The 17,855-nt window shown below is 71.4% G+C and carries 19 protein-coding genes; 6 read left to right on the top strand and 13 right to left on the bottom strand.

Translation table 11 applies throughout. The features are described from left to right. Positions 1 to 310 precede the first annotated feature (310 nt). The 7 genes from D3P35_RS05015 to D3P35_RS04985 form a co-directional block, all read right to left on the bottom strand. Entirely contained in the window at positions 311 to 1,078 is a 768-nt protein-coding gene (locus D3P35_RS05015; RefSeq protein WP_118133358.1) for a molybdopterin-synthase adenylyltransferase MoeB, read from the bottom strand. A gap of 97 nt (positions 1,079 to 1,175) precedes the next feature. Then, a complete protein-coding gene (gene cysK, locus D3P35_RS05010; RefSeq protein ID WP_118133357.1) occupies positions 1,176 to 2,123 on the bottom strand; it encodes a cysteine synthase A in 948 nt (315 codons plus the stop codon). 17 nt (positions 2,124 to 2,140) lie between these two features. Continuing rightward, positions 2,141 to 2,590: an Rrf2 family transcriptional regulator gene (locus D3P35_RS05005; RefSeq protein ID WP_118133356.1), complete on the bottom strand. Its 450-nt coding sequence runs from the start codon at positions 2,588 to 2,590 to the stop codon at positions 2,141 to 2,143. A gap of 14 nt (positions 2,591 to 2,604) precedes the next feature. After that, positions 2,605 to 3,054, bottom strand: a complete 450-nt coding sequence (gene dut / locus D3P35_RS05000; protein ID WP_118133355.1) for a dUTP diphosphatase — start codon at positions 3,052 to 3,054, stop codon at positions 2,605 to 2,607. Further along, positions 3,051 to 4,247: a bifunctional phosphopantothenoylcysteine decarboxylase/phosphopantothenate--cysteine ligase CoaBC gene (gene coaBC / locus D3P35_RS04995; protein WP_118133354.1), complete on the bottom strand. Its 1,197-nt coding sequence runs from the start codon at positions 4,245 to 4,247 to the stop codon at positions 3,051 to 3,053. The genes dut and coaBC overlap by 4 nt, the downstream gene beginning before the upstream one ends. Positions 4,248 to 4,327: 80 nt before the next feature. Then, positions 4,328 to 5,179, bottom strand: coding sequence for a ChaN family lipoprotein (locus D3P35_RS04990; RefSeq protein ID WP_118133353.1), 852 nt, complete (start codon positions 5,177 to 5,179; stop codon positions 4,328 to 4,330). Positions 5,180 to 5,368: 189 nt separating this feature from the next. Then, positions 5,369 to 6,250, bottom strand: coding sequence for an RNA polymerase factor sigma-32 (locus D3P35_RS04985; protein ID WP_118133352.1), 882 nt, complete (start codon positions 6,248 to 6,250; stop codon positions 5,369 to 5,371). A 114-nt stretch (positions 6,251 to 6,364) separates the two neighbouring features. On the opposite strand from D3P35_RS04985, the gene cobU reads away from it, so the two are divergent. From cobU to D3P35_RS04960, 5 genes are all read left to right on the top strand, one after another. After that, entirely contained in the window at positions 6,365 to 6,898 is a 534-nt protein-coding gene (gene cobU / locus D3P35_RS04980; protein WP_198670465.1) for a bifunctional adenosylcobinamide kinase/adenosylcobinamide-phosphate guanylyltransferase, read from the top strand. Further along, positions 6,898 to 7,473, top strand: coding sequence for a histidine phosphatase family protein (locus D3P35_RS04975; protein ID WP_370030157.1), 576 nt, complete (start codon positions 6,898 to 6,900; stop codon positions 7,471 to 7,473). Before cobU ends, D3P35_RS04975 begins: the two co-directional genes overlap by 1 nt. Before the next feature lie 382 nt (positions 7,474 to 7,855). Beyond that, positions 7,856 to 8,734 (top strand): glutathione S-transferase, encoded by an 879-nt coding sequence (locus D3P35_RS04970; RefSeq protein WP_118133350.1) that lies wholly within the window; start codon positions 7,856 to 7,858, stop codon positions 8,732 to 8,734. Between the two features lie 255 nt (positions 8,735 to 8,989). Further along, positions 8,990 to 9,361, top strand: coding sequence for an acyl-CoA thioesterase (locus tag D3P35_RS04965; RefSeq protein ID WP_118133349.1), 372 nt, complete (start codon positions 8,990 to 8,992; stop codon positions 9,359 to 9,361). Positions 9,362 to 9,441: 80 nt separating this feature from the next. Beyond that, positions 9,442 to 11,049, top strand: a complete 1,608-nt coding sequence (locus tag D3P35_RS04960; protein WP_118133348.1) for a thiamine pyrophosphate-binding protein — start codon at positions 9,442 to 9,444, stop codon at positions 11,047 to 11,049. Positions 11,050 to 11,120: 71 nt separating this feature from the next. Here D3P35_RS04960 and D3P35_RS04955 read toward each other — a convergent pair whose 3' ends face one another. From D3P35_RS04955 to D3P35_RS04935, 5 genes are all read right to left on the bottom strand, one after another. Then, positions 11,121 to 11,606 carry a GFA family protein gene (locus D3P35_RS04955; RefSeq protein ID WP_118133347.1) on the bottom strand — a complete coding sequence of 162 codons (486 nt, stop codon included), beginning with the start codon at positions 11,604 to 11,606 and terminating at the stop codon, positions 11,121 to 11,123. Positions 11,607 to 11,682: 76 nt separating this feature from the next. Continuing rightward, the gene (locus tag D3P35_RS04950; protein ID WP_118133346.1) at positions 11,683 to 12,243 is read right to left on the bottom strand and encodes a DUF1523 family protein; all 561 of its coding nucleotides are present in this window, start codon (positions 12,241 to 12,243) and stop codon (positions 11,683 to 11,685) included. A gap of 191 nt (positions 12,244 to 12,434) precedes the next feature. Beyond that, complete coding sequence (locus tag D3P35_RS04945; RefSeq protein ID WP_118133345.1) at positions 12,435 to 13,793, bottom strand: TRAP transporter large permease; 1,359 nt, start codon at positions 13,791 to 13,793, stop codon at positions 12,435 to 12,437. Then, positions 13,786 to 14,331 (bottom strand): TRAP transporter small permease, encoded by a 546-nt coding sequence (locus tag D3P35_RS04940; RefSeq protein WP_232830386.1) that lies wholly within the window; start codon positions 14,329 to 14,331, stop codon positions 13,786 to 13,788. The genes D3P35_RS04945 and D3P35_RS04940 overlap by 8 nt, the downstream gene beginning before the upstream one ends. Beyond that, positions 14,328 to 15,371: a TRAP transporter substrate-binding protein gene (locus D3P35_RS04935; RefSeq protein ID WP_118133344.1), complete on the bottom strand. Its 1,044-nt coding sequence runs from the start codon at positions 15,369 to 15,371 to the stop codon at positions 14,328 to 14,330. Before D3P35_RS04935 ends, D3P35_RS04940 begins: the two co-directional genes overlap by 4 nt. A gap of 423 nt (positions 15,372 to 15,794) precedes the next feature. On the opposite strand from D3P35_RS04935, the gene D3P35_RS04930 reads away from it, so the two are divergent. After that, positions 15,795 to 17,357 carry an arylsulfatase gene (locus D3P35_RS04930; RefSeq protein WP_198670464.1) on the top strand — a complete coding sequence of 521 codons (1,563 nt, stop codon included), beginning with the start codon at positions 15,795 to 15,797 and terminating at the stop codon, positions 17,355 to 17,357. Between the two features lie 102 nt (positions 17,358 to 17,459). On the opposite strand, the gene rplS is transcribed toward D3P35_RS04930, so the two are convergent. Beyond that, positions 17,460 to 17,852, bottom strand: a complete 393-nt coding sequence (gene rplS / locus D3P35_RS04925; protein ID WP_118133342.1) for a 50S ribosomal protein L19 — start codon at positions 17,850 to 17,852, stop codon at positions 17,460 to 17,462. Positions 17,853 to 17,855: the final 3 nt, after the last annotated feature.

The following is a 17,855-nucleotide window of genomic DNA, read 5'->3' as shown; positions in this document are numbered from 1 at the left end:
ACACGGAGCCGGCCGGGCGCCGATGGACCCGCGCCGCGGGGCGCTCCCTCCGCGGGACGGGGCGCGTGCGATTTCGACGGCCCGGGCCTGATGCCACGAGGGAGGACGGCCGCGCCTGATCCGGATGCTTCCGTGTCGCTCCGGGAGCCGGTCGGTCGGGCGCGAGGGGCTGGTGCCTGTGCGCCTGCCGTCGAGGGAGCCGGGCTCCGGGTCAGGGAGACGGCCCCCCCTTTCCGAAGGCGTTCGGCGGGAGGCAGGCGTCGCCTCTGGCCCGGGGTACCTCGTCGCCGGGCCCGGTGCGCTTCCGGCTTCAGCCGGCCGCCCCGTGGCCGTGGCACTCGGGGCAGGCGGGGTCGGGGCGGATGGTGAGCACGCGCGCCTCGGCGAAGAGCGAGTCCCACAGCAGCAGGCGGCCGAGCAGGGTCTCGCCCGCGCCGGTGAGGTGCTTGATCGCCTCGCCGGCCATCATCGCGCCCATGGTGCCCGCGAGCGCGCCCATGATGCCGGCCTCGGCGCAGGAGGGGGCGAGGCCGGGGGCCGGGGCCTCGGGGAAGGTGCAGCGGTAGCAGGGCGCGCCCAGGTGCGGCGCGAAGAGCGAGATCTGCCCCTCCCATTGCGTCATCGCCGCGGCGACGAGCGGCACCGCCTCGGCCACGCAGGCGGCGTTCACCGCGTAGCGGGTGGCGAAACTGTCGGAGCCGTCGAGCACGAGGTCATGGCCGCGGATGAGGCCGGCGGCGTTTTCGGGCGTGAGGCGCAGGGCGTGGCCGGTGAAGCCGACATGCGGGTTCACCTCCGCCAGCCGCGCCGCCGCGCTGTCGATCTTGCGCGCGCCGACATGGGCGGTGTCGTGCAGCACCTGGCGCTGGAGGTTGGAGAGCGAGACCGTGTCGTCGTCGACCAGCGTGATGTGCCCGACGCCGGCGGCCGCGAGGTAGAGCAGCGCCGGCGAGCCCAGCCCGCCCGCGCCCAGCACCAGCACCCGCGCCGCCTTCAGCCGGGCCTGGCCCGGCCCCCCCACCTCGCGCAGCACGATGTGGCGGGCGTAGCGCTCAAGTTCCTCGGGCGAAAAGCTCATCGCGGTCTCCGCAGGGCAGGGGGCGGCCGGCCCGGACGGGCACCTTGCCGGGAGCCGCGGGCTCCCGGGCAGGATGCACCGGACCGGCCCCTCAGGCTCACAGCCCGTCGAACAGCGCCGTGGAGAGGTAGCGCTCGGCGAAGCTGGGCAGGATGACCACGATGCGCTTGCCCTTCATCTCGGGGCGCGAGGCCACCTCGAGGGCCGCGGCCACCGCGGCGCCGGAGGAGATGCCCACCGGGATGCCCTCCTGCGCGGCGAGCTTGCGGGCGGTCTCGAAGGCGGTCTCGTTGCCGATGGTGAGCACCTCGTCGATCAGCGCGCGGTCGAGGATGCCGGGCACGAAGCCCGCGCCGATGCCCTGGATCTTGTGGGGCCCGGGCTGGCCGCCGGAGAGCACCGGGCTGTCCTCGGGCTCCACCGCGATCACCTTCACGCCCGGGTTGCGCGCCTTCAGCACGCGGCCCACGCCGGTGATGGTGCCGCCGGTGCCGACGCCGGAGATGAAGGCGTCGACCCGGCCCTCGGTGTCGGCCCAGATCTCCTCGGCGGTGGTTGCCTCGTGGATCGCGGGGTTGGCCGGGTTCTCGAACTGCTGGGGGATGATCGCGCCGGGGATCTCGGCGGCGAGCTCCTCGGCCCGGGCGATGGCGCCCTTCATGCCCTTGGCCGCCTCGGTGAGCTCGAGCTCGGCGCCGAGCAGGGCGAGCATCTTGCGCCGCTCCACCGACATGCTCTCGGGCATGCACAGGATGAGGCGGTAGCCGCGCGCCGCCGCCACGAAGGCGAGCGCGATCCCGGTGTTGCCCGAGGTGGGCTCGATGATGGTGCCGCCCGGCTTCAGGTGGCCGTCGCGCTCCAGCGCCGCGATCATCGAGACGCCGATACGGTCCTTCACGGAGCTGATCGGGTTGAAGAATTCCAGCTTCACCAGGATATCGGCGCCGGTCTCGGCCCCGATGCGCTTGAGGCGCACCAGCGGCGTGCCGCCGATGGTCTCGGTGATGCTGTCGTAGATCCGGCCGCGCGGCTGCGAGGTGATCATGATGTCCTCCTGATCGTTCAGATCGTGAAATCGGTCGTGGTGTCGCCGGCCCGGCGGATGCCCTGGCGCTGCGCCTCCAGGCACAGGTCCTCCATGGTCACCGCGTCGAGCTTCTCCAGCAGGGTTTCCTGCGCCTCGCGCCAGATCGGGCCGATCACCTTCTCGCCCAGCTCGGCGGAGGAGGTGGTGTCGTCGTCCTCGGCCTCCATCCGGCTGACGACGCGGACGATCTCGCCCAGGCTCACCCGGCGGCGTTCGCGGGCCAGCGTATACCCGCCCTTCGGCCCGCGCACCCCCTTCAGGATGCCCTCGCGCACCAGCTGCTGCAGCACCTGCTCGAGGTAGCGGGCCGGGATGCCCTGGCGCTCGGTGATGTCGCGCGACTGCACCGGGTTCGGGCGCGCGTTGAAGGCGACGTCGAGCACGGCCTCGAGGGCGAGGGCGGTCTTGCGGGAGAGGCGGAGCATGGCGGGAGCTGTCCTCACTGTCCGGTGGAGCCGAAGCCGCCGGCGCCGCGGGCGGTGTCGTCGAGGCTGTCGACCTCGACCCAGGCGCAGCGCGACACGGGTGCCAGCACCGCCTGGGCGATGCGGTCGCCGTGGGCGACGGGGAAGGGCTCGGTTCCGTGGTTGATCATCAGCACGCCGAGCTCGCCGCGATAGTCGCTGTCGATCGTGCCGGGGGAATTGGGCATGGAGATGCCGTGCTTGAGCGCGAGGCCCGAGCGCGGCCGCACCTGCAGCTCATAGCCCTGCGGGATGGCGAGGCGGAAGCCGGTGGGCACCACCGCGCGGGCGCCGGGCGCAAGGCTCATCGGCGCGGCGAGGCAGGCGCGCAGGTCCATGCCCGCCGCGCCCGCGGTCTCGTAGGCGGGCAGGGGCAGGTCATGCTCCCCGATGCGGGTGATCCGGACGGATACGGGGACGGTCATGCAAGCTCCTCGGCGATGCGCTGGGCGAGGCGTCGGGCCACCATGTCCTTGGCCATGCGCGGCCAGGTCTCGGCGCCCTCGGCGGTGATGAGGGTGACGGCGTTCTCGGAGCCGCCCATGATGCCGGTCTCGGGCCGCACGTCATTGGCCAGGATCCAGTCGCAGCCCTTGCGGGCGCGCTTGGCCGTGGCGTGGGCCGCGACATCGTCGGTCTCGGCGGCAAAGCCCACCACGAGGCGCGGGCGCCCGTCCGTGAGCTTGCTCACGGTGGCGAGGATGTCGGGGTTCTCGGCGAATTCCAGCACCGGCAGGGCGCCGTCGGCGGTCTTCTTCATCTTGGAGGGCCGCTCGGAGGCCATGCGCCAGTCCGCCACCGCGGCGGCGAAGACCGCCGCATCCGCCGGCAGGGCGGCGGTGACGGCGTCGAGCATCTGGCGCGCGGTCTCCACCTCCACCACGCGCACGCCCTCGGGGCGCTTCGTGGTGGCGGGGCCGGTGATGAAGGTGACGGTGGCGCCGAGGGCGGCGAGGGCGCGGGCCAGCGCCGTGCCCTGCGCGCCGGAGGAGCGGTTGGCGATGTAGCGCACCGGGTCGATCGGCTCATGCGTGGGGCCGGAGGTGACCAGCACGTGCCGGCCGGCCAGCGGCCCGGCGGTGAGGGCGGCGATGACCGCGTCGCGGATGGCGGCGGGCTCGGCCATGCGGCCGGGGCCGTATTCGCCGCAGGCCATGTCGCCGTCGTCCGGGCCCACGGTGAGGATGCCGTCGGCCGCGAGCGTGGCGAGGTTGCGCTGCGTGGCGGGGTGATTCCACATCCGCACGTTCATGGCGGGCGCGATGAGCACGCGCTTGTCTGTCGCCATCAGCAGGGTGGTGGCGAGGTCGTCGGCATGGCCGCCGGCCATCTTCGCCATCAGGTCGGCCGTGGCGGGGGCGACGACCACGAGATCGGCCGCGCGGGAGAGCTGGATATGGCCCATCTCCGCCTCGTCGGTGAGGTCGAAGATATCGCGGTAGACCTTCGTGCCGGCGATGGCCGAGACGGTGAGCGGGGTGACGAAATGCTCCGCCGCGCCGGTGAGCACGCAGGTGACCGAGGCGCCGGCCTTCTTCAGCAGGCGGATGAGCTCGATCGATTTGTACGCCGCGATGCCGCCGCCGATGACGAGCAGGACACGTTTGCCGGAAAGCATCATATTCTCCACCCGGATGCGGGAAAGCCGATTTTTACCGCCGCGAGACTGTAATAACTCCGCCGGGGCCGTTCAAGGGTTCAGCCCTCGCGAAACGCGGCGCAGGGGTCCGGGCGCTCGACCGCGCGGGACACGAAGAGCCGGGTGAAGGGGGTGTCTTCCGAGAGGCTCTCGGTGGAATCGAACCCGTCGGGCATGCCCTCGCGCTCGGTCTGGCCGATGGCATCGATGGTGAGCCAGGGGCGCCGGGCGCGCAGGAAGGCCGGCGCGCCGGTGTCGAGCCGCACGTGGCCGTTGCCGGCGATCACCAGCACCGGGGTGCCGGCCTCGTCGAGCGCGCGCTCGGTGGCGGCCGCCAGTGCCGCGTCGCGCAGGCGCTGGGCGCGCAGCATGGGGGCCAGGGCCTCGGGCGGCAGCGCGTCGCAATGCGCGTGCTGGAGCTCCTCCTCGCGCAGGGCCTGTTCCTCGGGCGGCAGGGGGGTGTCGAGGCCCCAGGAGGCGGGACTTTCGCCCAGGATCAGCCCCTCGGAGCCGGGGTTGGCCAGCACGGCGCGCAGGGTCTCGCGGGTGACCTCGGCGCCGTAGATCTGCGCGTCGGGGGCGGCTTCGATGATCGGGGCGTAATAGTCGAACGTGGGCCAGCCGGAATTCGGCCAGTCGAGCGCCTCGGCGAGCTCGGCGCGGGAGGCGCCCTCCTCGCGCAGGGCGTAGAGGTCTTCCTCGGCGTCGCGGGGGATCATCTCGAAGACGATGGCCTTGGGGTCGAGCGCGGCCGAGACACCGGCCTGCATGCGGTGATGGGCCGGGTTGTCATGCACCTCGCCCACGAAGGTGACATCGGCCGCGTGGCGCACCGGGGTGCAGGCGGCGAGCAGCGCCAGCCCGAGGGCGGCGGCAAGGCGCGGGCGGGGCAGGGCGGCAGGCAGGGTCATCGAGGCACCGTCTTCAGCTTCGGCAGGAGCCGCCGCGGCGGCGCACGGGAGCATAGCGGGTTATGCCAAAGAGGAAAGGCGCCCTTGGGGGAGGGCGCCTTTCCGGGGGGCGGGGCTGCAGGGTGGGGGAGACAGCCCCGGGGGAACATCGGTGCGGCCCGGGGGAGGGCCGGAATTTCGGGGGCGCCCTCAGGCCGCGACGACGAACTGCTGCGCCGCGTTGCCGGTGCGGGCCTCGAGGCACTTGCGCAGCTTGCGCAGGGCCTGGGCCTCGAGCTGGCGCACGCGCTCCTTCGAGAGGCCCAGCTCGACGCCGAGACTGTCGAGGGTGCGCGGCTCGTCCGCGAGCTTGCGCGCCGCGATGATGAGGCGCTCGCGCTCGGTGAGGGTCTTGAACGCCTCGGAGAGCCAGCCGCGCATGCGGGCATTGTCGGCGCGGCGGCCGACGATCTCGGAGGCCTGCGGGCCCTCGTCCTCGAGGGTTTCGACCCACTCGCGGCCCTCTTCGCCGGCCTGCAGCGCGTTGAGCGAGAAATCGGAGCCGGAGAGCCGGGCCTCCATCATCTCCACGTCGCGCAGCGGCACGCCGATGGTGGTGGCGATCTGCTCGCGCATCGCCTCGCCGTCCTGCGCGCCCTCGCGCTCCAGCTTGGCGCGGATGCGGCGGAGGTTGAAGAACAGCGCCTTCTGGGAGGAGGTGGAACCGGTGCGCACCAGCGACCAGTTGCGCATCACGTAATCCTGGATGGAGGCCTTGATCCACCACACGGCGTAGGTGGAGAAGCGCACGCCCCGGTCGGGGTCGAACTTCGCCGCCGCCTTCATCAGGCCGACGATGGCTTCCTGGGTGAGGTCGTTCATCGAGCCGCCGTAGCGGCGATACTTCGCGGCCATGGAGATCGCGAGGCGGACATAGGCGTTCACCAGCCGGTGGAGGGCCGCCTCGTCCTGGTCGTCACGCCAGCGTCGCGCCAGCTCGAGCTCGGTTTCGGCATCGAGCATTTCCGCCCGCATGGCCCGCCGTGTCACCGGGGCCGGGGTGCGCTCGCCAAAGGCGTGATCTAGGGCCATGAGGATACCTCCGCTCCATCAAGCCCGGGCTGCGCGGCGCCGGGCTTTCCTCTGTGCTTCAGGGTTGCTACGCACAAGCAGGGTGAAAAGTTCGCGCGGAAGGTGTGAGAAACTGTGTGTTTCGCAAATGGAAACTTTCGGCGGGCCCTGGTTCTGGGCGGCGCGCGGTCGGGGAAATCCCGCTTTGCAGAGCAGATGGTGCGCGAAACCGGCCTGCCAAGGGTGTATATCGCCACCGCGCAGGCGTTTGACGGCGAGATGGCCGCGCGCATCGCCCTGCACCGGGAGGAGCGGGGCCCGGAGTGGCAGACCATCGAGGCGCCGCGCGCTCTTGCCGCGACTCTCGCGGAGGTGGAACCGGGCCGGGCGGTGCTGGTCGATTGCCTCACGCTCTGGCTGTCGAACGTGATGCTCGACGGCGGCGACGTGGCGGCCGAGAGCGCGGCGCTGCTGGAGGTGCTCGCGGCGATGCCGGGGCCGGTGGTTCTGGTGTCCAACGAGCTCGGCATGGGGCTGGTGCCCGAGACCGCGCTGGGCCGGGCCTTTCGCGACGCGCAGGGCCGGCTGAACCAGCAGGTGGCGGCCCTGGCCGACCGGGCGGTCTTCGTGGCCGCCGGGCTGCCGCTGGTGCTCAAGGGCGGCGGTTGATGCGCTTCTGGTGGCTGCGCCACGGGCCCACCGGGGCGGCACGGGCCGTGGGCCATACCGACCTGCCCGCAAGTTTCCCCGACGAGGCCGCGCTCGTGCGGCTGCGCGCCGCCCTGCCGCAGGGCGCGGTGCTGGTGAGCTCCGATCTCACCCGCGCGCGGCAGACGGCGGAGCGCCTGGGCGCCTTTCCCCTGCGCCTGCCCGACACGTCCGCCCTGCGCGAGCTCGACTTCGGCCGTTGGGAGAACCGCGCCTTCGACGAGATCGAGCGCGCCGAGCCCGAGGCCGCCCGCGCCTTCTGGACCCGCCCCGGCCCCACCCCCGCCCCCGGAGGCGAAAGCTGGGACGCGCTGATGGCGCGGGTCTCCGCCGCCATCGCGGCGCTGGAGGCGGCCGCCCCGGGCGCCGACCTCGTGCTGGTTTCGCATGCCGGCCCGATCCGCGCCGCGCTGGCCCTGGCGCTGGGCCTCGGCCCCGAGCAGGCCTTTGCCTTCCGCATCGACCCGCTGTCGCTCACCCGCATCGACCGGCTGGGCAGCGCCTGGGCGGTGGAGCGGGTGAACGCCCGGCCGTGAGGCTCCCGCGTTCGCGGGAGCAGGGCGGTGCAGGGTGGCCGGCGCCGCGGCTGGACAGGCTCCGCAACGGCGGAGGGCAGGGACGGACCGTCTTGCCAGGCCCGCGGGGTGGCGACCGCGCCGCGTCGGACGTCGTCCGTACCGCGCCCGGGGCGTCTCATGCCCCCGGCCCCGGTCGTGCCCGCCGGACCGCCGGTGAGCTGCGGCCGGGGTCTGCCCCGCGCGCGGCGGGCGTCCTGGCGGCGGATACCGGCCCGGGGCCGGAGCGCCGCGAAGCCGCCTGATTGCCCCGCCCCCGATCACGCGCCGTGATGGACCTGCGCAGGAAAGCTGATTTCCCGGGCGCGCCCGGCTCGGGCAGGATGCGCGCAGGAGGTGCCTCATGGATTACACGCTCGCCATCGGCGACAGGACGTATTCGAGCTGGTCGCTGCGCGGCTGGCTGCTCTTCGCGCGCTTCGGCCTGCCGGTGAGGGTGGTGAGCGCGCGGCTCTACACCGAGGGCTTCGGGCGGATGCTGGAAGGCTTCGCCCCGGCCCGGCAGGTGCCGGCGATGTCCGGGCCGGAGGGCGTGGTCTGGGACAGTCTCGCCATGGCCGAGACGCTGGCCGAGGCCTTCCCCGGGGCCGGGCACTGGCCGGCCGACCGGGGCGCCCGCGCGCTGGCCCGCGCGCTGGTGGCCGAGATGCACTCCGGCTTCACCGCCCTGCGCGGCGCCTGCCCGATGAACCTCTCCACCAGCTTCGCGGGCTTCGTGCCTTCCGAGGCGGTGCTCGCGGACATCGCCCGGCTGGAGCGGCTCTGGGCGCTGGCGATGGCGGCACCGGGCCGCACGGAGGGTCCGTGGCTCTTCGGCGCCTACAGCGTGGCGGATGCGTTCTACGCCCCCGTGGCCACCCGCATCGCCACCTATGGCCTGCCGGTGGGGCCCGAGGCCGCCGCCTATGTGGCGAGCCACCTCGCCGACGGCGCCTTCCGCCGCTGGCGCGCCATGGGCCGGGCGGAGAACCACGTGCAGGAGGCCTATGCCACCGGGCTGCCCGAGCGCCCCTGGCCCGGCCCCGCGCCGCTTGCCGCCGAGGCGCTGGCCGAGGGCACGCCCGAGAACGCCGCCTGCCCCTTTTCCGGCAAGCCCGTGGCGGCGGATGCTCTGGCGCGGATCGATGGCCATGTCATCGGCTTCTGCAACCCCTTCTGCCGCGACAAGACCGTGGCCGACCCCGAAGCCTGGCCCGAGGTGATGCGCCTGCTCGGTCGCTGAGCCGGTCCTGCCGGGAGACGCGCGCCGGGCCCCGCGCCCGGGGCGCAGGCGCCCCGTTTGCCGAGCGGGGGCTCGATGCCCCCCGAGGCGAAGGCTCCCCGCCCTGCGCAAGGCCCGGGCAGGGGCGCTGCCGCCCGCCCGCGGCTTGGGCATTCGCCCCGCCGCGGCCCGGTTCCCGGCGGGTTTGGCTTGCGCCCGCCCGGCGCGGACGCCAACGTGTGCGCCCTGCCAACGTCAGTCCCGGAGACCCCCCAGATGACCCAGCCCCGCGGCGTGCTCGCCCTCCAGACCATCGCCATGCCCGCCGACACCAACGCGAACGGCGATATCTTCGGCGGCTGGCTGATGGCGCAGATGGACCTCGGCGCCTCCGTCGTGGCCCGCACCCGGGCGCGCGGCCGCGTCGCCACCATCGCGGTGGAGGCGATGACCTTCCACAAGCCGGTGCACGTGGGCGACATCGTGTCGATCTACTCCGACCTCGAGCACGAGGGCACCACCTCGATGCGCATCCATGTCGAGGTCTGGGTCACCCGCCAGCCCTCCGGCGAGAGCATGCGCATGACCCAGGCCGATTTCACCTTCGTCGCCACCGACGAGACCGGCGCCAAGCGCAAGCTTCCGTGAGCCGGCAACGCGGCGCTTGACCCCGGGCCTGCCCCCGGCCCGACTGGGGGCAGCCGAAACCACCCCCGGGGAGCCCGCGCATGACCACCTCTGCCGACATCATCGCCGCCCGCCTCGCCGAGGCGGGCGTGCGCCATGCCTTCGGTCTGCCCGGCGGCGAGGTCGTCGCCCTCGTGGAGGCGCTGGAGCGCGCCGGCATCCGCTTCGTGCTCGCCCGCCACGAGAATGCCGCCGGCTTCATGGCCGAGGGCGCCTGGGCCGCCACCGGCGCGCCCGCCGTGCTCGTGGCCACCGTGGGGCCGGGCATGGCCAATTGCGTGAACGTCACCGCCAATGCCCAGCAGGACCGGGTGCCGCTCATCGTGCTCACCGGCCGCATCCCGGAGGCGGAGGCGCTGGGCTTCTCCCACCAGGTGCTCGACCAGCAGGCGGTGCTGCGCCCGCTGGTGAAGGGCAGTTTCGAGGCCCGCGAGGGCGCCTGCGACCTGCTCGCCGACAAGGCGATCGCGCTCGCGACCGACCCCGCGCCCGGCCCGGTGCACATCGACCTGCCGGTGCCGGTGGCGACCGCCGCGCATGCGCCCGACCGCGGCTTCCGCCGCGCGCCCTATGCCCCGGCCGCGCCCGCAGAGGGCCCGGTGCTGGAGGCGGCCCGCGCCGCCTTTGCCGCCGCCGAGCGGCCCGTCATCGTCGCCGGCTCCGGCCTGCTGGCCAGCCCCGGCGGCGCGGAGGTGCTGCGCGAGACCGCGGCGCGCTTCGGCATCCCGGTGCTCACCACCTACAAGGCCAAGGGGCTAATCGACGAGGCCGACCCCCGCGCGCTGGGCGGCCACGGCCTGTCGCCGCGCTCGGACGCCATCGTGCTGCCGCTGCTCGCGCAGGCCGACCTCGTGATCGCCTGCGGCTATGACGCGATCGAGATGCGCGCCGGCTGGCACCGGCCATGGCAGCCGGGCCGCTGCATCGCCTTCTCCGCCAGCCCGGACACGCAGTACATGCACGGCGCCGACGCCGCCTGGGTGTGCGACCCCGCGGCGGGGCTTGCGAGCCTCACGCTCGGGGCCGCACCGAAGCCGCTCTGGCCGCTGGGCGAGCCGGAGCTGGCGCGCGCCGCCCTCGCCGAGGCCTTCGCCCCGGGCGAGGGCTGGGGCCCGTCCGCCGCCTTCCATGCCATCGCCGCCGCCCGGCCGGAGGGATGCGTGACGGCGGTGGACACCGGCGCCCACCGCATCCTGCTGAGCCAGATCCTCGGCTGCGCCGCGCCGCGCCGGCTGCTGCAGTCCACCGGCTTCTGCACCATGGGCTGTGCCCTGCCGCTCGCCATGGGCCATGCGCTGTCGCGCCCCGACATCCCCGCGCTGGTGGTTACCGGGGACGGCGCGCTCGACATGATCCTGGGCGAGCTTGCCACCCTGCGCGACCTCGCGCTGCCGATCCCGGTGGTGGTGATGGTCGACGGCTCGCTCGCGCTCATCGAGATGAAGCAGCGCGCCGACGGGCGGCCGAACGCGGGCGTGGACTTCGGCACCACCGACTACGCCGCCGTGGCCGCCGCGATGGGCACGCCGGGCTGCACCGTGTCCGACGCCGGGGCCCTCACCGGGGCGCTGGCCGAGGCCTTCGGGCGCGACGGCCCCTCGGTGATCGCCGTGCGGATCCCCCGCCGGGCCTACGACGGCCGCATCTGAGGCGCGGCCGCGAGGCGCCTGCCGCCACCCGGTCGGCGCTGCCGGGCCGCCGGCCCCGGAGGGCGGGGCGCTCAGCCGCCCAGGGCGGCGCGGCGGCGGGCCAGCATCTCGGGCGGCCAGGTGGCTTCCAGCTCGTAGAAGATCTCGTGCACGATGGCGGGATCGGGCAGCTGCACCCAGGGCAGGCGCGAGCGGGCGAAGATATGCGCGTCCGGCGCCACGGCGCCGGGGGTGTCGAGCGTGCCGACCCGCACGAAGCGGTAGTTCGGGCGGCGGCCGTAGTCGCTCCACACCGGGGTGAGGCAGGCGGCGCAGCGGTGGATGTCGTGCGGACGGCCCTCCTCGGAGGGGCCGGCGGTGATGGTCACCTCGCCGGAGAGCAGCTCGATGTGATCGGCCTCGATGATGGTGTTGAGCACGAAGGCGCTGCCGGTGAGGCGCTGGCACTGCCGGCAATGGCAGCAATGGGTGAACATCGGCACCCGGGTGAGCCGGTAGCGCAGCGCGCCGCAGGCGCAGCCGCCCTCCAGCGGAACGGCATCGGGCGAGACGGGCATGGCGGAGCCTCCGGCGGGGGATGACGTGCCGCAAGAGCCTGCCAGAAGGGCCCGGCGCAGGGAAGGTGCCATGGGCTCAGGTGTCCGGGTCGCCGTCGAACAGCGGGTCGATGCGGCGGCGCTTGAAGCGGCGCACCAGCCGGTAGACCCAGAAGGCCAGCAGCCCCAGCACCACGAAGAAGATGATGTTGAACCAGGGGATGATGGTGGGGTCGGCGGTCTCGGAGGGCTCGATGTCGATCACGTTGGGGAACATGGTGAACATCTCCAGCCGCCAGCCGTAGGAGGTGACCACCACCCATTGCGGCGTCTCCCGCCCGGTGACCTGCGACTGGGCGCGGGCCTGCAGGGTGCCGGAATCGAACTTGAAGTAGAACGGGAAGGACCAGCCGGTGTCCTCGTTGCGGAAGACGTATTCCTTGCCGTTCTCGCCCACGGTGTTGATGAAGCGCACGTCGCGGGTCTGCGGGCCCTGGCCTGTGGTGCGGGTGCTGTCGAACAGGCCGGAGCTGTCGACCCGCTTGGTGTCGGTGCCCACGATGCGCACCACCTCGTGCGAGGGCAGGTAGTAGTGGAACCAGGCTCCGACCACCACCACGGCGACGGCGATCAGGATCCATTTCAGGCGGCGCAGCATGGGCAACTCCTCGTCTCGGCCGCCGGGGCAGGGCGGGCGGCGTCGGCCGGGCGGGCCCGGCAGGTCGGTCTCTCATGCCATATAGGAGCGCGGGCCGCCCCGCGACAGATATCCGCCCCCCGGGGCGCGAGGCAGGCCGGGGGGCGGAGGAGCGGCGCGGGAGATCTGGCGGAGCCCCGCGGCCGCCCGGCCTAGCTGCGCAGGATGGTGGGCAGCCAGAGCGTGAGCGCCGGGAAGGCGACGAGGATCACCACCCGGACGAGCTCGGCGAGGAAGAAGGGCATCACGCCGATGAAGGTCTCGCGCATCGGCACGGTCTTGGCCATGGCGGAGATGACGAAGACGTTCATGCCCACCGGCGGCGTGATCAGCCCCAGTTCCACCACGATGAGCGCGAGGATGCCGAACCAGACCTTCAGGTCTTCCGTGCTCATGCCGAAGCCGGCGGTGGCGGCATCGACGTAATCGCCGCCGTTGATCTCCACCAGCACCGGCCAGAAGAACGGGATGGCGAGCAGGATCATCGACAGGCTGTCCATCAGGCAGCCCAGCAGGATGAGGGCGGCGAGCAGGATCACCAGCACGGTGAGCGGCGCGAGGCCGGAATTGGCCATCCACTCCGCCACCGCCTGGGGCACGCCACCGCGGGACATGAAGATCTTCAGCATCTCCGCGCCGAGCAGGATGAGGTAGATCATGCCGGTGGAGCCGGCGGTCTGCAGCAGGGCCTCGCGCAGCTGCGGCCAGCGGATGCCGCCGTGCACCATGCCGTACATCCACACCAGGAACACGCCGATGGCGGCGGCGGGCGTGGGGTTGAAGAAGCCGAAGTAGATGCCGCCGATCACCAGCGCGAAGACGCAGAGCACCGGCAGCACGGCGACGGAGGCGGAGATGAACTCCGCGCGGTCGATCGCCTCGCGCTTCGGGCCCGCGGCGGGGTTGAGCGTGACATAGACCAGGATGGTGAGGATGAAGAGGATGACCGCGATCAGCCCGGGGATGAGCGCCGCCATGAACATGGTGACGATGTTCGCCTCCACGATCACCGCGTAGATCACCAGCACCACCGAGGGCGGGATCAGGATGCCCAGCACGCCGCCGGCCGCCAGCGTGCCGGTGGCGAGCGCGCCGGAGTAGCGGTAGCGGAACAGCTCGGGCAGGGCCACCTGGCCCATGGTCGACGCGGTGGCGAGCGAGGAGCCGCAGACCGAGCCGAAGCCCGCGCAGGCCGCGATGGCCGAGATGGCGGTGCCGCCGGGCAGCCAGCCCAGCCAGGCGTTGGCGGCGCGGAACAGGTCGCGCGAGAGGCCGGCCTTGGTGGCGATGTTGCCCATCAGCACGAACATCGGCACCACCGAGAGGTCGTAGATGGAGAACTGGCCGTAGGCGAGGGTCTTGAGCTGGCTCATGAAGATGGCCGGCCCGTTGAGGATGGTCACGCCGATGCCGCCGACGAGGATCATCGAATAGGCGATCGGCATGCGCAGGGCGATGAGGATGACGAGCAGCCCGAGCCCGCCGAAACCGATCATCAGGGCGTCAGCCATGCGGGTGCTCCGAATCGGAATGATAGCCGGTGGAGCCGCGCGTGGCGTCGATCATGGTCAGCACCGCGGCCACGGCCAGCAGCGCGAGCGAGACCAGGATCGGCACGAAGGCATACCAGTGGGGTATCTGCAGGATGGTGGTGGTGTAGCCGTAGTCGCGCTGGTCGAGCATGCCCACGGACATGCGCCAGCCCATCAGCGCGGTGAACAGGAAGGCAACCACGGCCGAGACGAAGACCAGCTTCGCCACCCAGGCGCGCGAGAGGCCGGAGGTGAAGATATCCGCCGTCACGTTCTCGTCGTTCATCTGGCACCAGGGCAGGAAGGTGAAGACCGCAACGCAGACCCCCATCTCGGTCAGCTCGAAATCGCCGGGAAAGGGCAGGGTGATCAGGGCCGCCCCGAGAACCGAGACGGTGTTGAGAAGGACGACGGCCAGCAGCAACACGCCGCCGAGAAGCGCCCAGCCGGTGATGACGCGGCGGGCGAGGCGCTCCAGCCCCGCCTGCCGCTGACCGGCCTCCGGCCGCGCGCTCACTCCGTCGCGTTCTTGGCGATGAGTTCGCGGGCCTGCTCGACCAGCGCCTGGCCGTCGAGCCCGGCGCCCTCCACCTCGGCGATCCACTTGTCGACCACTGGGTCGAGCACGGCGAGCATCGCCTCGGTCTCGTCCTCGGTGAGCATCACATGGGTGCGGCCGGCCTTCTCGGCGATCCCGATGCCGAAATCGTCGTTCTCGCGCCAGTACTCGCCCACGCTGGCCCACCAGTCACGGCCCGAGGCGTCGCGGAAGGCCTTCTGGATGTCCTCGGGCAGGCCGGCCCAGCGGTCGGCGTTCATCGACACCTGGAAGGTGGTGGTGCCGAGGCGCTCGCGGTTGGCGCCCTCGATGAAGTAGCCGATCTGGTCCTGCAGCTTCAGGGCGGGGATGATCTCCCAGGGGATGAGCGCGCCGTCGACCACCTTCTTGGAGAGGGCCTGGGGCAGCTCGGGCACCGGGGTGGCGAGCGGGGCGGCGCCGAGCGCCTCGATCACCCAGGCGCCGGTGCGCGAGGGGATGCGCATCTTCAGCCCGTTGAAATCGGCCGGGGTGCGGACCTCCTTGTCGACCATCTGGATGCCCTGGCCGGCATGGACATGCAGCCACATCACCTCGACGCCCTTGTACTCCTCCTTCAGCGCGTCGAACATGTCGTACATCGCGAGCGTGGTGGCGCGAGGGTCGTTGAGGTAGACGGTGGGCAGCTCGAACACCTCGGTGCGCGGGAACAGGCCCGGGGTGTAGCCGTTCACGGTCCAGATGATGTCGACCACGCCGTCACGCACCTGCTGGATCAGCTCAGGCGGCTTTCCGCCCAGTGACATCGAGGGGTAGAGCTCGATCTTCACCCGGCCGCCGGAATTCTCCTCCACCTGCTGTGCCCAGGGCAGCAGCATCTTCTGATGTGCCGGGGCCTTCTCGGACAGCATGTGGTGGAGCTTGAAGGTGTAGGTGTCCTGCGCCAGGGCGGGCGTGAAACTGCCCGCCGTCAGCGCGAGGCCGGCCGCCATGGCGCCGAAACCGCGTCGCGTGATCATCTGTTCTCTCCCTGTGCGAACGGGCCGTTTCACGGCGTGCTGGCCCGTCCAAGTTTTTTTCGCCGCTGGATTTTTGTCGCAGGGAAGGCGGGGGGCTGTCAATGTTGTCGTTTACAACAATCAAGGCTGTGTGAAAGGCGCGGGGGGCGCGGCCAGGGTCGCCGCCGTGTCGAAAACGCCATCGCTGCCCATCCCGCCTCCGCCGCCTGCCTGAGCCGGATGCCTGAGCCGGATGCCGGGAGACGGCCGGGCGCTCCGGCAAGCGGCATGCAACGGGATGCCGGCCGCACCGCCTCTCCTGACAAATTATGAAACCTCCATGAATCTACTCAAAGTAATTGCAGAAAATTAGCGATCAATGCAGGGTTGATGCATACATCATAAACAGGGGAGTCGATCATGTTCTTGACGGACGGGAGACGAATGCTCGCCCTTGCCCTGGCACTTGCCGGGGCGGCAGTTTCGGGCGCGGTGCAGGCGCAGGACCAGCCGGCGGACAAGCCGAACATCCTGGTGATCTGGGGCGACGACATCGGCACCTGGAACATCAGCTTCAACAACCGCGGCATGATGGGCTACGAGACGCCCAACATCGACAGGCTCGCCAAGGAGGGCCTGTCCTTTACCGATTACTACGGCCAGCAGAGTTGCACCGCCGGCCGCGCGGCCTTCCTCGGCGGCAACGTGCCGGTGCGCACCGGCATGACCAAGGTGGGCCTGCCCGGCGCCGAGCAGGGCTGGCAGACCACCGATGTCACCGTTGCCGGGGTGATGAAGTCGCTCGGCTACGACACCGGCCAGTTCGGCAAGAACCACCAGGGCGACCGCGACGAGCATCTGCCCACCAACCACGGGTTCGACGAGTTCTTCGGCAATCTCTACCATCTCAACGCCGAGGAGGAGCCGGAGAACCGCGACTATCCCGGCGACATGGTGCTGGCCGACGGCTCGACCTTCCGCGACACGTTCGGCCCGCGCGGCGTGGTGCGCTCCTCCGCCGATGGCGAGATCGAGGACACCGGCCCGCTCACGAAGAAGCGCATGGAGACGGTGGACGAGGAGACCCTCGCCGCGGCCATCGATTTCATCGAGCGCAAGAACAACGAGGGCACGCCCTGGTTCGTGTGGTGGAACTCCACCCGCATGCACTTCCGCACCCATGTGAAGGAGGAGCACATCGGCCTGTCCGGCCCGAGCGGCGACGAGTATCAGGACGGCATGGTCGAGCATGACATGATGGTGGGCCAGCTGCTCGACAAGCTCGACGAGCTGGGCATCGCCGACAACACCATCGTGTTCTACTCCACCGACAACGGCCCGCATTTCAACACCTGGCCCGATGCCGGCAACACCCCCTTCCGCTCGGAGAAGAACTCGAACTGGGAAGGCGCCTACCGGGTGCCGGCCTTCGTGCGCTGGCCCGGGCATTTCCCGGAGGGCAAGACGCTCAACGGCATCGTGAGCCACGAGGACTGGCTGCCCACTTTCGCCGCCATCGGGGGCAACCCGGACATCAAGCAGCAGCTCGCCGAGGGCACCGAGATCATCGGGCGCACCTATCGCAACTACATCGACGGCTACGACATGTCGGCCTACCTGAGCGGCGAGACGGAGGAATCGCCCCGGCACGAGTTCTGGTACGTGAACGACGATGGCCAGATCGTGGCGGCGCGCTACGATGCCTGGAAGGCGGTGTTCCTGGAGAACCGCGGCGAGGCCTTCGGCGTGTGGATGGAACCCTTCACCGAGCTGCGCGTGCCGCTGATCTTCAACCTGCGGCGCGACCCGTTCGAGAAGGCCCAGCACAGCGCCAACGTCTACTACGACTGGCTGCTGGAGCGCGCCTTCGTGCTGGTGCCGATCCAGCGGCTGGCGATGCAGTTCCTGATGACCATGCAGGACTACCCGCCGAGCCAGAGCCCGGGCTCGTTCAACCTCAGCGCGGTGGAAAAGCAGCTCAGCACCGGCATGGGCGGCAGCAACTGACACCGCGCCCGTCCGGCCGATGTGCGTGCAAATGAGAAAGGGCGGCCCCGCGGGGCCGCCCTTTCCGGACTGGCTCGATAGTCCTTACCGCGCGCGGCAGCCTTATTCGGCGGCGGCGCCGGTCTCGGAGAGCGGCTTGTAGTTGGTCTTCTCGACGATACGGGCCGACTTGCCGCGGCGCGAACGCAGGTAGTACAGCTTGGCGCGACGGACGCGGCCGCGGCGCACCACGGTGATGGAATCGATGTTGGGCGAGTGGAGCGGGAAAACGCGCTCGACACCTTCGCCGAAGGAGATCTTGCGGACCGTGAAGGCCGCGCCGATGCCCGAGCCGCCCTTGCGCGCGATGCAGACGCCCTCGTAGTTCTGCACGCGGGAGCGGGTGCCCTCGACGACCTTGTAGCCGACACGGATGGTGTCGCCGGCGGAGAAATCGGGGATCTCTTTCCCGAGCGCGGCGATCTGCTCTTTCTCGAGCTGCTGAAGAAGGTTCATGAC

This window comes from Oceanicella sp. SM1341 (assembly GCF_003448965.1).
Taxonomy (GTDB): domain Bacteria; phylum Pseudomonadota; class Alphaproteobacteria; order Rhodobacterales; family Rhodobacteraceae; genus Paroceanicella.
Note: the sequence above shows the minus strand (reverse complement) of the source record. Positions and strands in the feature narration are given on the sequence as shown.

Bases quoted from the DNA above. Each gene is read 5' to 3' on its own strand.
- D3P35_RS05015 (WP_118133358.1), bottom strand. From the start codon at position 1,078: ATGAGCTTTTCGCCCGAGGAACTTGAGCGCTACGCCCGCCACATCGTG.
- cysK (WP_118133357.1), bottom strand. From the start codon at position 2,123: ATGATCACCTCGCAGCCGCGCGGCCGGATCTACGACAGCATCACCGAG.
- D3P35_RS05005 (WP_118133356.1), bottom strand. From the start codon at position 2,590: ATGCTCCGCCTCTCCCGCAAGACCGCCCTCGCCCTCGAGGCCGTGCTC.
- dut (WP_118133355.1), bottom strand. From the start codon at position 3,054: ATGACCGTCCCCGTATCCGTCCGGATCACCCGCATCGGGGAGCATGAC.
- coaBC (WP_118133354.1), bottom strand. From the start codon at position 4,247: ATGCTTTCCGGCAAACGTGTCCTGCTCGTCATCGGCGGCGGCATCGCG.
- D3P35_RS04990 (WP_118133353.1), bottom strand. From the start codon at position 5,179: ATGACCCTGCCTGCCGCCCTGCCCCGCCCGCGCCTTGCCGCCGCCCTC.
- D3P35_RS04985 (WP_118133352.1), bottom strand. From the start codon at position 6,250: ATGGCCCTAGATCACGCCTTTGGCGAGCGCACCCCGGCCCCGGTGACA.
- D3P35_RS04975 (WP_370030157.1), top strand. From the start codon at position 6,898: ATGCGCTTCTGGTGGCTGCGCCACGGGCCCACCGGGGCGGCACGGGCC.
- D3P35_RS04970 (WP_118133350.1), top strand. From the start codon at position 7,856: ATGGATTACACGCTCGCCATCGGCGACAGGACGTATTCGAGCTGGTCG.
- D3P35_RS04965 (WP_118133349.1), top strand. From the start codon at position 8,990: ATGACCCAGCCCCGCGGCGTGCTCGCCCTCCAGACCATCGCCATGCCC.
- D3P35_RS04960 (WP_118133348.1), top strand. From the start codon at position 9,442: ATGACCACCTCTGCCGACATCATCGCCGCCCGCCTCGCCGAGGCGGGC.
- D3P35_RS04955 (WP_118133347.1), bottom strand. From the start codon at position 11,606: ATGCCCGTCTCGCCCGATGCCGTTCCGCTGGAGGGCGGCTGCGCCTGC.
- D3P35_RS04950 (WP_118133346.1), bottom strand. From the start codon at position 12,243: ATGCTGCGCCGCCTGAAATGGATCCTGATCGCCGTCGCCGTGGTGGTG.
- D3P35_RS04945 (WP_118133345.1), bottom strand. From the start codon at position 13,793: ATGGCTGACGCCCTGATGATCGGTTTCGGCGGGCTCGGGCTGCTCGTC.
- D3P35_RS04935 (WP_118133344.1), bottom strand. From the start codon at position 15,371: ATGATCACGCGACGCGGTTTCGGCGCCATGGCGGCCGGCCTCGCGCTG.
- D3P35_RS04930 (WP_198670464.1), top strand. From the start codon at position 15,795: ATGCTCGCCCTTGCCCTGGCACTTGCCGGGGCGGCAGTTTCGGGCGCG.
- rplS (WP_118133342.1), bottom strand. From the start codon at position 17,852: ATGAACCTTCTTCAGCAGCTCGAGAAAGAGCAGATCGCCGCGCTCGGG.